This is a genomic window from Diplocloster agilis, assembly GCF_019042275.1.
Taxonomy (GTDB): Bacteria; Bacillota; Clostridia; order Lachnospirales; family Lachnospiraceae; genus Diplocloster; species Diplocloster agilis.
Genome location: NZ_JAHQCW010000025.1, coordinates 46,193 through 58,889, shown reverse-complemented (window position 1 = coordinate 58,889; position 12,697 = coordinate 46,193). Strand labels below are relative to the sequence as shown.

Here is a 12,697-nt window from a genome sequence, read left to right as displayed (position 1 = left end):
GATTCACGGCGTATATTCTACTGTCCGGAAAACAGATAATCTATCATCTGATAGCCTTTGTCCACACGATTCCCGCTCATCTTGGCTTCCCGCTCATTGTATTTCCAGCTATAGGAGCCGGGAGCGCCGCTGTCATACAGCAGGTAGGGAACCGGATCCGATGTGTGCGTCCTGACACAGATCGGGGTGGGGTGGTCCGGCATAATCAGCATGCGATAGGGCTCTCCGGACGCGCTTAGCTTCTCCTTTAACGGTCCTATGACGCGGCCGTCCAGGTATTCGATGGACTGCACTTTACGCTCCACACTTCCCTGGTGCCCCATCTCATCGGGAGCCTCCACATGAACGTAGACAAAATCGTAACCCTCTTTTAAAAGCACATCGGCCGCCGCCTGGGCTTTGCCTTCGTAGTTGGTATGTAATGTGCCGTCCGCGCCTTCCACGATAATATTTTTCATGCCGGCGCCTACAGCGATCCCTTTCAGCAGGTCTACCGCGGAAATCATGGCTCCTTTTTTATGATTTTTCTCTTCAAAGGAGGACAGGGCCGGCCGGGTTCCGGCTCCCCAGAACCACAGGGAATTGGCTGGGTTCAAGCCCTTTTCCTTTCGCGCCTGATTTACCGGATGATTGACCAGTATGTCGTAGCTTCTCTTCATCATATCTTTCAGAACCGGATCCGTCGGAAGATATTTCCCGATCTTCTGCCCCAGCACATCATGGGGCTGCGCCAGATCGATCACCTGTCCCCGGTCCCAGATCAGCAGATGCCGGTAGCTGGTTCCCACGTAAAACTTATACATAGCGGTCTCCAGTTCCGCCCGCACCGCTTCCAGAAGCTGCGCCGCTTCCTGGGTGCTGATCTCTCCTGAGCTGTGATCCAGAATCACTTTGTCCTCATAAGGCGCGTCATCCTCCGTCAGGGTGACGATATTACAGCGCATGGCGATGTCGGTGGGTTTCATGTCCACTCCGATACTCAGCGCTTCCAGCGGGGAACGGCCGGTATAGTAATCTCTGGGATTATAGCCCAGTACCGCCAGATTGGCCGTGTCGCTTCCGGGCTTCATCCCCTCCGGTATGGTCTGCACCAGGCCGATCTCAGAAACAGCCGCAAGCGCATCCATTACCGGCGTCTTCGCATATTCCAGAGGCGTCATGCCTCCCAGTTCCTCTATGGGACGGTCTGCCATACCGTCCCCCAACACTACAACATACTTCATACTATCCTCCAGTGCCGCATTTTTTGCGTCTCATTAAAATTAGTGTTTAAATACGCTCTTCCACACGGATTCTTTTCAATATGCCAGGCACTTTCGCCGCTTTTTCCTCATAATCCGCCTCGCTCATCAGCCCTGTGACGAATCCGAACTCATCCTTGTATTCGGGAACCTGTACAAGCTTCACATCCCCGAACACTTCTTTTATTTTCCCCAAATCCGTGTCCGCGTTTCCGGAAATCCGCACAAAGAACTTACTTCTGGATTCCGCGATGTCACCCAGCTCCAGCTTCTGGCTGCTCCAGGATACCATGATGTTCCGGTTCTGGTGCTTCGCCGCGTCGATCACATCCGAAACCACTGCGCTGGCGGTCGGCAGTTTGCCGGCTCCGCTGCCATAGAACATCACGTCTCCTAACACATTCCCGTGCAGGAAAATAGCGTTAAATACGCCGCTCACGCTGTAGAGCGGATGATCTTCATTTAACAGAAAAGGGGCAACCATCGAATAAAACCGCCCATTCTCCTTCCGGCTGGTCGCCAGAAGCTTAATGGCCATTCCCATCTGCTTCGCATAGGCGATGTCATGTACCGTGATCTTCGTGATTCCTTCCGTATAGATATCCTGATAATCCACCTGCTGTCCCGCGGCCAGCGATGTTAAAATCGCAATTTTCCGGCAGGCATCATAGCCTTCCACATCCGCCTCAGGATTGCGCTCCGCGTAACCGCGGTCCTGCGCTTCCTTCAAAACCGTATCAAATTCCAGTCCCTCTTCCGACATCTTGGTCATGATATAATTCGTCGTACCGTTCAGTATACCGGTAATCTCGTCGAATTCATCCGCTGTCAGAGATGAATTTAAAGGCCGGATAATTGGTATTCCGCCGCCTACGCTGGCTTCAAACAGATAGTTGATATTCTTTTCCTTGGCAATCGCCAGCAGCTCGGCTCCGTGCTTCGCAACCAGCTCCTTGTTGGAGGTGCAAACGCTTTTTCCCGCCAGAAGGCAGCGTTTGGAGAATGTATAAGCCGGTTCCACACCGCCCATTGCCTCCACGACGATTTTAACCTCCGGATCATTTACAATCGTCTCAAAATCATGCACCAAAACCGGTTCCACCGGATCTCCCGGGAAATCCCTCAGATCCAGAACATACTTCACCCGGATCTCCTGGCCGGCCTTCTGATCGATGCTGCTCTGATTTGTATCTAATACTTCCACAACTCCGGACCCTACCGTTCCGTATCCCAATACCGCGATTTTAATCATCTCGTCACTCCCTAGCTAATATTTTAATATAATGAATTCCATTGTTGCGCTCAATCGTATCCAGCATTTCCGTCACATCCCCGGTTGTCGGTAAAATATCCACGCTGAGGGTCAGCGACGCGATGCCGTTAACCGGAATACTCTGATGGATAGTCAGAATATTTGCATGAAAATCCGCAACGGTCTTCAGCACCTCAGACAGTAACCCCGGTTCATCGTCCATCTGCATCACAAAAGTAATCGTCTTTCCCCGGACATTATCATGAAACGGAAATATATCGTCCTTGTACTTATAGAAAGAACTCCTGCTGATCCCCAACATTTCCGTTGCCTCCTGTACGGTTTCGACCTTTCCCGACTCCAGCAGACGCTTTGCCTCGATCACTTTCAACAGCACCTCCGGCACTGCCTTTCGTTTCACCAGATAATATTTACTTTCTTCAGCCATATGATCACCTTTCGTGTATGCGTAGGAAATACATTTGTTCTGCCAACAAAGATATTATCATACTTATTGGCTTCATGCAACCTTTTTTTGGGGAGGGCCGGAATGAGGGCCGGGATGAGAGGGAAACGGCGGGGGCCTGGCGGGTGGACGGAACCCCTTGCGGGGCGATATTCGCTTCGGCCGGACCTAAGAACGGGTAACTCCGATGGAGGGAGAACCTCTTATTGGCAGGGCCCGGGACAAACTCGCCAAAAAACGGCTCGGACAGTGTCCCGGGCCCTGCGAGGTTCTCCCTCCATCTGCGTAACCCGTTCTAAGGTCCGGCCTCAAGCGATATCGCCCCGCAAGGGGTTCCGTCCACCCGCCAGGCCCCCGCCGTTTCCCTCTCATCCCTGCAACTCATAAGGCCGGCTTCCATGTTCCACAGACCGGGTTATTGTTTTTTCTATTTTTCTATTCTTTATATGCTTTCAATTCGTAATGTAACAAAGGAAAGATTTCATTATGAATAGATCAACTGTTGACTCACAAGCACCTGAATCTCAAACTGCAGTAGTGTAGGAGCGGGCTGTCGTAAGGACCGGCCCGGAGGGCGGCGGCTCAAAAGTAACCGGGACCATATCGCTAGAGGCCGTATCTTAGAACGGGTTACGCAGAAGAGGGCGAAACCTCGCAGGACCCGGGGCACTGTTTGAGCCGTACTTTGGCGAGTTTGCCCCGGGTCCTGCTAATAAGAGGTTTCGTCCTCTTCGGAGTTACCCGTTCTTAGGTACGGCCGATGCGATATGGCCCCGGTTACTTTTGAGCCGCCGCCCTCCGGGCCGGTCCTTACGACAGCCCGCTCCGGCCCTCACTCCGCCGTCTTTTTATTCGAAAGGCTCTGCCATTTCAGATAAGCGCTGATGAAGGGGTCCAGATTTCCGTCCATGACGCTATCTACGTTGCCGGTTTCTTCTCCGGTGCGGTGGTCTTTGACCATGGTGTAGGGCTGCATGACATAAGAGCGGATCTGGTTGCCCCATCCGATCTCTTTGATTTCACCGCGGATGTCGGAGATTTTATCTGCATTCTCCTGCTTTTTCAGCATATAGAGTTTTGATTTTAACATCTGCATGGCTTTGTCTTTGTTGCTGTGCTGGGAACGCTCGTTCTGGCACTGTACCACGATTCCGGTGGGAATGTGGGTGATTCGGATCGCGGAGGAGGTCTTGTTAATATGCTGGCCGCCGGCGCCGCTGCTTCGATAGGTATCGATCCGGATGTCGTCGTCGTTGATCTCTACGTCCAGATCTTCTTCGATATCGGGCATTACATCGCAGGAGGCAAAGGAGGTCTGCCGTTTTCCCGCGGCGTTAAAGGGCGAGATGCGGACCAGACGGTGGACTCCCTTCTCGGATTTCAGATAGCCGAAGGCGTTTTCTCCCGATACCTGGAAGGTGACGGATTTAATCCCCGCTTCGTCTCCGTCCAGATAGTCCAGCACTTCCAGGGAGTAGCCCTTGGACTCGGCCCACCGGCAGTACATCCGGTAGAGCATGCCGGTCCAGTCGCAGGATTCCGTGCCGCCCGCTCCGGCATGGAGCGTGACGATCGCGTCGTATCCGTCAAACTCGTCTGAGAGCAGGGTCTTGATGCGGATCCGGTCCAGTTCGGAACAAAAATCGTCCAGCATCTCCTGGATCTCCGGGATCAGGGACTCGTCATTTTCCTCGTACCCCATCTCGATCATGGTCTGAATATCGTCATAGGTCTGCTCCAGATGGCGGCAGGTCTCTACGTCCGACTTCAGGCCTTTTAATTCTTTCATCAGCTTCTGGGAACGGTCGGTGTCATCCCAGAAACCGGGAGCTTCCATTTCCCGCTCCAGCTCTTCGATTCTCTTCACTTTGACTGCTAAGTCAAAGTGAATCCCTCACTTCCGCTAATGGAGTCTCGTATGAGCCGAGTGTAACTTTAAATTGATCTAATTCTACCATTGCTTCACCTTCTTTCCTGTATTTACCCTGCCGTATGGGTTAACTGCTTTCTATGGTTTCGCTGCTTCCTATGGGTTAGCTGCCTGTTTCACCGTTTTGTCTTGTTTTAAGCCCGGCGGCCGCAGCATTGTTTGTATTTCTTTCCGCTACCGCAGGGGCAGGGATCGTTGGGATAGACTTTCTCCGACTCACGGCGCTTGGGCGCTTTTACGGAGCTGTTGTCTTTGTTCGTTCCGGTCACTTTGGCTACCTGCTCACGTTCCGCTTTCTCTTCCACGCGGATGTGCATCAGAATGCGGACCGTATCTTCCTGGATGCTGGCGGTCATCACGTCAAACATCTCGTATCCCGCCATCTTATATTCTACCAGCGGATCTCTCTGGCCGTAGGCCTGAAGTCCGATTCCCTGGCGCAGCTGGTCCATATCGTCGATGTGGTCCATCCATTTCCGGTCGATTACCTTTAAGAGGAACACACGCTCCAGCTCACGCAGCGTCTCTGCTTCCGGGAACTCCGCTTCCTTGGCCTCGTAGAGCTTTACGCCTTCTTCCTTCAGTTTGTGTTTTAACTGGTTCTTTTTCAGGCCGGCTACTTTCTCCGGGGTGATCGGCGCTACCGGTATGATCTGGCGCAGCATCAGGTTTAATTCTTCCAGATTCCAGTCTTCCGGATCCTGGTCGTCTCCTATAACAGTATCTACACAACTTTCCGTAATATCCGTAATCATCTTGTAGATGGAATCCCGCATGCTCTCGCCGTCCAGCACCCGGCGTCTCTCTTCGTAGATGATTTCCCTCTGCTCGTTCATTACCTGGTCGTATTGGAGCAGATTTTTACGGATTCCAAAGTTGTTGTTCTCAATCTTCTTCTGGGCGGTTTCGATAGCGTTGGACAGCATCTTGTGCTCGATCTGCTCACCTTCCGGAACACCCAGGGTATTAAACATGGTCAGCATCCGCTCGGAACCAAACAGCCGCATCAGGTCGTCTTCCAGGGAAATATAGAAACGGGATTCTCCCGGGTCTCCCTGACGTCCGGAACGTCCCCGCAGCTGGTTATCGATACGTCTGGATTCATGACGTTCCGTACCGATGATCTTCAGACCGCCTGCTTCTCTGGCCGCATCGTCAAGCTTAATATCCGTACCACGGCCGGCCATATTGGTCGCGATGGTCACGGCGCCGTGAACACCTGCCTGGGCGACGATCTCGGCCTCCAGCTCATGGAATTTCGCGTTCAGCACATTGTGCTGGATTCCTTTTTTCTTCAGCATGCCGCTTAAGAGTTCCGAAGTCTCGATGGTAATCGTGCCGACCAGTACGGGCTGCCCTTTGGCATGAGACTCCACGATCTCGTCGATGACCGCTTTATATTTTTCTTTTTTCGTCTTATATACCGCGTCCTGATTGTCCTTACGGATTACCGGACGGTTGGTGGGAATCTCCACAACGTCCATTCCGTAAATCTCACGGAATTCTTTTTCCTCGGTCAGCGCGGTACCGGTCATACCGGATTTTTTGGTATATTTATTGAAGAAGTTCTGGAATGTAATCGTCGCCAGGGTCTTGCTCTCTCTTTTTACCTGCACATGCTCTTTGGCTTCGATCGCCTGGTGCAGACCGTCGGAGTAACGTCTTCCGGGCATCAGACGGCCGGTAAATTCATCCACGATGATGACTTTATCTTCCTGGACCACGTAATCCTGATCCCGGAACATCAGATAGTGGGCCCGCAGCGCCAGAATCATGTTGTGCTGGATCTCGATATTTTCCGCATCCGCCAGGTTTTCGATTTTGAAAAATTCTTCTACCCTGCGAACGCCTTCCGCAGTCAGGTTTACCTGCTTATCTTTCTCATTTACGATAAAATCGCCGGTCTCCTCGATGTCCTCTCCCATAATGGCGTCCATCTTGGAGAATTCTTTGCTCTCCTCACCGCGTTTTAAACGTCTGGCTAACATGTCGCACACTTCATACAGTTTGGTGGACTTGCCGCTCTGGCCGGAGATAATCAGCGGGGTTCTGGCCTCGTCAATCAGAACGGAGTCGACCTCGTCGATGATCGCATAGTGCAGCTCCCGCTGTACCAGCTGGGCCTTATAGATTACCATGTTATCCCTCAGGTAATCAAATCCCAGTTCGTTATTGGTTACGTAGGTGATATCGCAATTATAGGCGACACGCCTTTCGTCATTGGTCATGGAATTTAACACAACGCCAACCTTCAGGCCCAGGAACTCATGTACCTTTCCCATCCACTCCGCGTCACGGTGCGCCAGGTAATCATTGACGGTTACGATATGCACGCCTTTTCCATCCAGCGCGTTCAGATAGGCCGGCAGCGTGGATACCAGCGTCTTACCTTCACCGGTCTTCATCTCGGCAATACGGCCCTGGTGAAGGATGATTCCACCGATCAGCTGTACCCGGTAATGTTCCATATTCAGTACACGCCTGGCCGCTTCCCTGACAGTCGCAAATGCTTCCGGCAGGATATCATCCAGCGTCTCGCCGCTTTCCAGACGCTGCTTGAACTCTCTGGTCTTGTCCCGCAGCTCTTCATCGGACAGGGACATCATCGTATCTCTCATAGCTTCGATTTTATCTACGATCGGATAGATGCGCTTCAGCTCATGGTCGCTGTGGGTACCAAATACTTTTTCTATTAATTTCATACCTTGTTCGCTCCTATTTTATCTTTCTATATGGTCACATATACCACATTGTAACACCATCGGAGGGTGAATTCAACAAACTTCTCGTGAACTTCTGCGGAAATACCCCGGAATTTTTGACTTATACAAAGACAAGCCAGTATGGCCGTAACAGTATCTGTTATTGTTACGGCCTTTTGTTATGGTTTGATTTTAAGTTGGCTTTGTCTTCCGTAGATGGTTCGGTACAGGTGCTCTTTCTTTACGGGCAGTTGTCAGTGAATCTGAGGGGAGTGCGACTTTATGGGGCATTGAGGCGGTTTACAGCATGGTTCACATATACAAGGCGGTTTTGGGGGACAGGGCGGTTCCGGCGGGCAGGGCGGCTTAGGCGGGCATGGGGGGGCCGGCGGACAGGGCGGCTTAGGCGGACACGGAGGTTCCGGCGGACAAGGCGGCTTAGGCGGGCACGGGGGTTCCGGCGGGCAGGGCGGCTTGGGCGGGCATAAGGGCTCCGGCGGATACGGAGGCCTCGGTGGGAACGGAGGATATGGTGGGAACGGGGGATACGGCGGGTACGGCGGTTCTGGGGGATATGGCGGGTACGGCGGATACGGCGGCCGGTCGTTCCCCTGCGGATACATCCACCATGGAATACAGTATGGCCATCCTAAAAAGGGCGGATATTGGATACCGCATATCATACCGCCGGCATTTCCATTATTACCATTGCTATTATTATTGTTATTATTATTGTTATTGTTGTTATTATTGTTATTATTCAGTATTTGAATACCGTCGCCGTGGACTTTCTCCTTACTTACTAATTGAGGATTGGTCAGGCATACACAGATATCAGCAGACTGTGTTACAGTCTCATCTTCGGAGCTGGAGCCGATCGGCTGGTAGTTCAGCGCTGTACTGTTGGGTTTCAGCGTGATTACACGGGTTATCGTTCCGGTCAGGGTTGCTTTTACACGAAAACACAAGCTGTTCGTGCACATGCGCAGCGCGATATAGAATTCCTGGTTTAACCCCGGATTGGTTATCGGGTTACCGCAAAAGTCCATAAGTGTGGCCGTGAAATCATCATCGCATGCGCACAGAGGTTCTATCGTGATCAGAGGCTGGCCTTTATAGTTGGATAAAAGCCGGAATGGTCCTACCATAACCCGGCCGCATACAGAGCGTAATTCATCGGGACATCCGCGGAATATGAAGTAAGGGGCCGCTGTATCATCAGGTATACGGCCTTTGTTGCAGCAGTTGATCAGTTCATTACGGCAGGCGCCGGAAGATACCGCCAGGTTACCGGAGTTACCGTTTTCACCGGAGTCCGCGTAACTGCCGGCCATTTCCAGAAGTTTTAGTACCGCGGCCCGGAGCCGGTCGGACTTGGGATGGGTCCCGCCAGTGGCACAGTCCATAAAGCGTACTTCGTCCGGGGCGATCTGCCCCAGCAGTACCCACAGGGCTGTCTGCACCACGGCATAAGCATCGTTATCATCCAAAGCCGGAGAGGCTTTGTCGTCAACTCCAACCAGCGCGAAGGTATCGGAAGCGTTTACTGTGGGAAACGCGTTTGCCAGTATCCACGCCAGCATCCTTTTTTGCCGGGCAGTGGCATTTGGGAACAAGCTTTCGAATGTTGTACTTTGATAAGGGACGTCGCCATAAGGGCCGTCGGCAAATTTGTCAAGGCAGTACGCCAGCCTCTCATTTCCCTGTGAAGTAAGGAAAAACTGGAAGATCTGATTGTGATCCTCTCTGTTCAGCCGATACCGGGAAGCCGATGTGTAGGACAGGTCACAATAGCTCTCCGGTCCCGCATTTCCGTCAACGGTTCCGGTAATATCAGAACCCTCATATATAAGGAAGGGACGCGACGCAGAAACCAACCGCGTATTATCTATTTCTATCATTTCAATTACTCCTTTTGTTATCCATCGGTAATTAGTTCTTACCTAATTATAGATTATGCCGGTTAAATGAATGAGTTCCGGCAAAGAGGAGTTTTTTCAGCCGGAAGCAGTCCCTGACATTGTTTTCCGGTCCATCAAAAAGCGCTGCCGCTCAGATTTGACTCTGATAACGGCAGCGCACTTTTATTCTATTCGCTTACTGACGGTTCCGATCTATCCCTTTAGAATTCCGGTTCGATCAGCCCGTAGGTATTTCCTTTTCGTTTGTAGACAACATTTACTTCGTCAGTCTCCGCGTTACGGAAAACGAAAAAGCTGTGGCCTAACAGTTCCATTTGAATACAGGCATCTTCCGGATACATGGGTTTCATACCGAATCGCTTGGTACGAATAATCCTGATCTCGTCGTCTTCCTCATAGTCCTTGTCGATATAGGCCTGCTGGAAGTTGCCTGCCGCCTGCTGCTTTTTATCTACGATCTTGTTCTTGTATTTCTTTAACTGCCGCTCGATCACTTCTTCCACCAGGTCAATGGATACATACATATCGTTGCTGACCTGCTCCGAACGGATAATGTTTCCTTTTACCGGAATGGTTACTTCTATTTTCTGTCTTTCTTTCTCTACACTCAATGTTACGATAACTTCTGTTTCAGGAGTGAAGTACTTTTCTAACTTTCCTAACTTGTCCGTAATTGCTGCTCTTAAACCTTCTGTCACATCGATATTTTTTCCGCTGATTATAAAACGCATGATGCTCAACTCCTTTATGAATTATTCCCACATTGGAGCGTTTTACCGCATTCACATATGGTATTATTATTATACCATATTAACAGTTTTTTACAATCATTTTACCGGATCTTTGCATCGATCTCACTTTACCCGGGCGTCAAAACCTCAGCTTCCGTCCCCGTCGCCTGCGGCGCGGGCGTCTGAACAACAGGATAATAACAACTACGATTATGACAGCCAGGACGGCCGCAGCTGCAATGATCCAGGGATTGATCTTCAGAATCCCATGCGCGGAATTATTCCGGTTTAGATTGGTTGACGCCTGGAACTGATATGCGTTCTCAGTGTTTAATACGACACGGCCGGTACCGACATAGTACCCGTTATAGGTATAACGCATGCTGCCGGCCGTCTCATCATCCTGGGCGTCGGGTATGAACACTGCCTCGATCTGATCCCAGCCGGCCGGTCCGGGAATCACGATGTAATCCTCCGGATTGATGCCAAGCAGTGGCTGTTCTTTCATAAAATCGCCCAGCCTTAGTGTATTGTCAGCCGATTCCTGTTCCGCCGGCCGGACTTCCGCCTCGGACAGATTCATCCGCTTAAAGTTCTGGAAGCCGTAGTCCAGCAGCGCTTTCGTATCGGTATATTGACCCGTCTGGGAGGATTTCATAATCACGCAGATCAGATCCATATTGTTTTTGTGGGCGAAGGTGACCAGGGTATAGCCGGCGGAGGCGGTCCAGCCGGTCTTTCCTCCGATCCAGCCGTCGTACGGATATTTCCCATTGGACTTCATTTCGTGATGATTGGCCCTGGCTCTGGGTTCCGGACAGTACTCATCCGCCGGGATCGTGTAGACCATCGTTTGCGCGATCTGCCGGAATACCGGATTTTTGAGGGCCTCCTGGGAGATCAGCGCCATGTCGTAGGCAGTCGTGTAGTGATCCGCATCCGGCAGGCCGCTGGCATTGGTAAAATGGGTATTTTCGCAGCCCAGTTTTTCGGCCTCTTCGTTCATCATGTCCACGAATTTGGACAGGCTTCCCCCCACATGCTCCGCCACCGCGTAGGACACGTCATTTGCGGACGCCAGCATGACCCCGTAGAGGCACTGTTCCATGGTGAGTTTATCCCCCTCGTCGATACCGCCCAGTTTGGCATCCGAGGTGCCCACACTGAATACGGCATCATGAGAAAAGGTCACGGTATCATTCAGAGAACTGTTATTAAGGGCCAGCAAAGTTGTCATAATTTTCGTGATACTGGCCGGATATAATTCTTCGTGACTATTCTTTTCATATAAGATCGTTCCGGTGCTGGCCTCCATGATAATGGCGGACTCCGCCTCCACGCCGGGCCCCTGGGGCCATCCTTCCGGGAATTCCGCGGTTGGCACGGCCGCCTGCGCTGTCTGCGCGGGAGCTATGAGAAGTAAACATAAGATCATGGAAACCATGATATATTTAAATTTCATACGAAACATGGGATCTCCTTTTAACCTGCCTGTATTAAAAATCCGGTGCGAACAAGACCGGATCTTATCTGTAAAATAAAATTTCCGTATTTATTATAGCAGAGAATTTTGTCGGAATTTCTTAACTTTTTGTGAAATCTTTCGTTACTGCACGAAAAATGGAGAATTCTGTCAGAATTCTCCTAATCCGTGATCCGTTTTTTCTTATTCTCTGGACGCTTCGCAAAAATCCAGTACTCTATTATAATCCATGGAGCCGCCAAAAAGATCCAGCGCGCTGCCGATGGTTACATCCAGGCGGTTCTGGCCCAGAATGTATAATTGCTCCAGATGGTCAAAATTCCCAACGCCGCCGGCATAAGTAACCGGAATCCCTTCCCAGCATCCCAGCATATCCACCAGATCATATTCGATCCCCTGCGCCCGGCCCTCCACGTCCGCAGCATGGATCAGGAACTCATCACAATAGGCAGCCAGCTCATCCAGTGTTTCCGGACTCACTTTGACGTCCGTAAAGTTCTGCCAACGGTCCGTTACGATGTAATAACCGTCCTCTTTTCTCCGGCAGCTTAAATCCAGCACCAGATGTTCTCTTCCCACAAGCCGGCTGATGGCCTTCAGATTTTCTTCCTGAATTTTCCCTTCCCGGAATACATAGGAGGTTACGATCACATGGGAAGCTCCCATCCGAAGGTATTCCAACGCGTTGTCCTTTGTGATACCCCCTCCCACCTGGAAATCTCCCGGGCAGGCTTTTAACGCCAGCTCCGCCTGACGCCTTGTCGCCTCATAATAAGGGGATTCCTTGTGGTTCAGTAATATAATATGTCCGCCGCTAAGCCCGTCTTTTTGATAGAACCTGGCATAATAGGCCGCGTCCCGCTCCGATACGAAGTTCTCCAGCGCCTGGTCTCCCTGGTCCCGCAGGCTTCCGCCGACGATTTGCTTTACCTGTCCGTTATGTATGTCAATGCATGGACGAAATTTCATA

General features: G+C 51.3%; 9 protein-coding genes. All 9 read right to left on the bottom strand.

Annotation, left to right across the window (positions count from 1 at the left end):
* Positions 1–17: 17 nt before the first annotated feature.
* Positions 18–1,223: a cofactor-independent phosphoglycerate mutase gene (locus KTH89_RS14795; protein WP_238722223.1), complete on the bottom strand. Its 1,206-nt coding sequence runs from the start codon at positions 1,221–1,223 to the stop codon at positions 18–20.
* Between the two features lie 46 nt (positions 1,224–1,269).
* The gene (locus tag KTH89_RS14790) at positions 1,270–2,493 is read right to left on the bottom strand and encodes a homoserine dehydrogenase (protein ID WP_158346304.1); all 1,224 of its coding nucleotides are present in this window, start codon (positions 2,491–2,493) and stop codon (positions 1,270–1,272) included.
* A gap of 4 nt (positions 2,494–2,497) precedes the next feature.
* The gene (locus KTH89_RS14785) at positions 2,498–2,941 is read right to left on the bottom strand and encodes an ACT domain-containing protein (protein WP_158346301.1); all 444 of its coding nucleotides are present in this window, start codon (positions 2,939–2,941) and stop codon (positions 2,498–2,500) included.
* Between the two features lie 850 nt (positions 2,942–3,791).
* Positions 3,792–4,917 (bottom strand): peptide chain release factor 2 gene (gene prfB, locus KTH89_RS14780; protein ID WP_408639966.1). Its coding sequence is split into 2 segments (ribosomal slippage): positions 3,792–4,853 and positions 4,855–4,917, totalling 1,125 coding nucleotides; the frame shifts between segments, so codons are not numbered across the junction.
* A 106-nt stretch (positions 4,918–5,023) separates the two neighbouring features.
* Complete coding sequence (gene secA / locus KTH89_RS14775) at positions 5,024–7,591, bottom strand: preprotein translocase subunit SecA (protein ID WP_238722221.1); 2,568 nt, start codon at positions 7,589–7,591, stop codon at positions 5,024–5,026.
* 254 nt (positions 7,592–7,845) lie between these two features.
* Positions 7,846–9,492: a thioester domain-containing protein gene (locus KTH89_RS14770; RefSeq protein WP_238722220.1), complete on the bottom strand. Its 1,647-nt coding sequence runs from the start codon at positions 9,490–9,492 to the stop codon at positions 7,846–7,848.
* A 221-nt stretch (positions 9,493–9,713) separates the two neighbouring features.
* Positions 9,714–10,244 (bottom strand): ribosome hibernation-promoting factor, HPF/YfiA family, encoded by a 531-nt coding sequence (gene hpf / locus KTH89_RS14765; protein ID WP_158346295.1) that lies wholly within the window; start codon positions 10,242–10,244, stop codon positions 9,714–9,716.
* Positions 10,245–10,383: 139 nt separating this feature from the next.
* Positions 10,384–11,706 carry a D-alanyl-D-alanine carboxypeptidase family protein gene (locus KTH89_RS14760; RefSeq protein ID WP_238722219.1) on the bottom strand — a complete coding sequence of 441 codons (1,323 nt, stop codon included), beginning with the start codon at positions 11,704–11,706 and terminating at the stop codon, positions 10,384–10,386.
* A 204-nt stretch (positions 11,707–11,910) separates the two neighbouring features.
* A complete protein-coding gene (hisA, locus tag KTH89_RS14755) occupies positions 11,911–12,696 on the bottom strand; it encodes a phosphoribosylformimino-5-aminoimidazole carboxamide ribotide isomerase (RefSeq protein ID WP_158346291.1) in 786 nt (261 codons plus the stop codon).
* Between the last annotated feature and the right edge of the window lies 1 nt (position 12,697).

Bases quoted from the DNA above. Each gene is read 5' to 3' on its own strand.
- KTH89_RS14790 (WP_158346304.1), bottom strand. From the start codon at position 2,493: ATGATTAAAATCGCGGTATTGGGATACGGAACGGTAGGGTCCGGAGTT.
- KTH89_RS14785 (WP_158346301.1), bottom strand. From the start codon at position 2,941: ATGGCTGAAGAAAGTAAATATTATCTGGTGAAACGAAAGGCAGTGCCG.
- hisA (WP_158346291.1), bottom strand. From the start codon at position 12,696: ATGAAATTTCGTCCATGCATTGACATACATAACGGACAGGTAAAGCAA.
- KTH89_RS14795 (WP_238722223.1), bottom strand. From the start codon at position 1,223: ATGAAGTATGTTGTAGTGTTGGGGGACGGTATGGCAGACCGTCCCATA.
- secA (WP_238722221.1), bottom strand. From the start codon at position 7,591: ATGAAATTAATAGAAAAAGTATTTGGTACCCACAGCGACCATGAGCTG.
- hpf (WP_158346295.1), bottom strand. From the start codon at position 10,244: ATGCGTTTTATAATCAGCGGAAAAAATATCGATGTGACAGAAGGTTTA.
- KTH89_RS14770 (WP_238722220.1), bottom strand. From the start codon at position 9,492: ATGATAGAAATAGATAATACGCGGTTGGTTTCTGCGTCGCGTCCCTTC.
- KTH89_RS14760 (WP_238722219.1), bottom strand. From the start codon at position 11,706: ATGAAATTTAAATATATCATGGTTTCCATGATCTTATGTTTACTTCTC.